Source organism: Aliiroseovarius salicola, from assembly GCF_027891095.1.
Lineage (GTDB): Bacteria > Pseudomonadota > Alphaproteobacteria > Rhodobacterales > Rhodobacteraceae > Aliiroseovarius > Aliiroseovarius salicola.
Genome location: NZ_JAQIIO010000023.1, coordinates 1 through 2,021, shown reverse-complemented (window position 1 = coordinate 2,021; position 2,021 = coordinate 1). Strand labels below are relative to the sequence as shown.

4 protein-coding genes are annotated in these 2,021 nt (G+C 54.1%); all 4 read right to left on the bottom strand.

Annotated features, from left to right (window positions below):
- The coding region (locus O2N63_RS17445) for a c-type cytochrome (RefSeq protein WP_271055479.1) at positions 1-381 on the bottom strand (381 nt) is incomplete at its 3' end.
- A gap of 4 nt (positions 382-385) precedes the next feature.
- Positions 386-775 carry a hypothetical protein gene (locus O2N63_RS17440; protein WP_271055589.1) on the bottom strand — a complete coding sequence of 130 codons (390 nt, stop codon included), beginning with the start codon at positions 773-775 and terminating at the stop codon, positions 386-388.
- On the bottom strand, positions 775-1,227 hold the full coding sequence (locus O2N63_RS17435) for a c-type cytochrome (protein ID WP_271055588.1): 453 nt from the start codon (positions 1,225-1,227) through the stop codon (positions 775-777). Before O2N63_RS17435 ends, O2N63_RS17440 begins: the two co-directional genes overlap by 1 nt.
- A gap of 32 nt (positions 1,228-1,259) precedes the next feature.
- Positions 1,260-1,841 (bottom strand): L,D-transpeptidase, encoded by a 582-nt coding sequence (locus O2N63_RS17430; RefSeq protein ID WP_271055587.1) that lies wholly within the window; start codon positions 1,839-1,841, stop codon positions 1,260-1,262.
- Between the last annotated feature and the right edge of the window lie 180 nt (positions 1,842-2,021).

Below are 2,021 nucleotides of genomic sequence, written 5' to 3'. Positions count from 1 at the left end.
TGCCATCATCAACCCGTTTTCCGCAGCACCAGAGAGCCCTTCGGCGTAAATACCCAATTGGGCCGCCAATTCGGAAAACTCTTCCCAACGCTCCCAGATTGCGTCCTTGGCCTCCGAGGGCATGCCACCGGATCCTTCAGGGAACAATGTGGTCATGCTTTCGCCTGCATGATCAGAAAACGTGGCGGCCGCCTGCCGGACAACCTCTGCATCATAAGCGGTCTCACCCCGCATCATTGGCGTGATCATCTTCACCGCTTTGCCCATGGCATCCATGGCATCCATGCGCTCTTTCACAATGCCTGTCGCTCCACCATGAGCAAATGCTGCCACACCGGTGGCACAGGTGAAAACTGCGGCAATTACACTGCTGTACTTCATTGAATTAATCCTCGATATGTCGACTTTTCTTAAGCTTTGGTACAAGGATTATTTTTCGGGGGGGTGGTATGTCGAATGTTGGTATCCACCCGTCAGGTTCCAGTGCTGCAAATCGTATCCGTGATTTTCCGACACTCGGCACACCCGGCAAGTTGGCGGAAAATGGGAGAGCGGCGACAGTGAAACAATCGAGACCGGGATGACAATGTCCGGTTTCAATGTCTGCGGCTGAAGGATGCGTCACTGCTTGGACTTCGCCGGACGCAATTCCCGGTTCCCAAGGCGTCGCAGCATGCGCCTCGGCCGTATCAGGAAATCCCGCACCCCCAATCAGACCACCAAAAATTACGATGGCAATCAGTCTGAACAAAGATGCGAAGATCAGTTCCTTCATCAATTGATCCCGTTCTCGCGCTGCAACTCCCGCACGTACTGGGTCAGATATTGTACATCTCCGCGGGTCAGGCCTTCTACCCGAGGCATGTCGCCGAATTTCCAATGGTGGGCGCGAACACCGATTTTCACCGCCCGCTGAAACGCCTCATCCGCGTGGTGGCTGGGCTCATAGATCTTGTGGATCAGTGGTGGGGCAACACCATTTTGACCCGCAGCGTTTTCACCATGACAAGCGGCACATTTTGCATCGAACATGCGCTTTCCTATGACGGCATCTGATGAAAGTTCAGACGGAAGATTAACAGCCTCGATTGGATCTCCTATGGCGATGTCGCTTGTATCCGGCGAAACCATCGAGTGCCCCTGAGGTGCAGGCTGCAACGCCTGCCAGCCCGAAGTAGCGATGCCTGCCAGAAGCGCGCCCCCAATAAATAAACCCCATTTGCTCATCATTTCATCCTCTGAACTTTACTGTGCAACCGTCAGATCAGTTTGACCTGGGTGCCGACCGGGACGCGGTCGTAGACCTCTTCGATTTGTTCGTTGAATAGACCGATGCAGCCATTTGATGACCTGCGACCGATCTTGCGTGTATCCTGTGTGCCGTGAATGCGATAGTACCGCCATGACAGATAAAGCGCGCGTGTACCCAGCGGATTGGCCGGATCTCCCCCATTGATATAGGCGGGCCATTCCGGGTTGCGTTCCCGCATCGACGGTGTCGGCGCCCAGCCTGGGTTTTCGCGCTTCTCAATGACTTCCGTATAGCCACGGCGTGTTAACTCGTCCGACAGAGGCACAGAGGTCGGATAGACCCGCATCTCGCCATCTTCGGTCCAATGCTGAAGCACTTTTCTGTTGGTGTCGGAAAGCAGTATACCCTTGCCAAGCGATTTAAAGTGGTCCTGCCACTCATGCAATGCGAAGGAAGAGATATTGCGCTGCACCAAAGGCGTTTGCACATTAGAAGGCGCTTGTTGCGCGCGCAAAATCGACGGGGACGCAACGAATGCCGCCGCGCCAATCAACATTCTGCGCCTGTCACTTCTGAGCGTGCCTGTCATATCGCCTCTTTACTCGGAGTCCTTGCTCGGAATTTCCGCCAATGTCCCACCGAAGCCCCACGGTATCAACCTGTAGAGGGCAGGAGTTTTGTATCGATATGTATCCTTGACCTTTACCAACTTTCTGCAACTTGTAGTCCATATCAGATCGCGTCCTTAAGATTTCCACGGTCTGGAGGA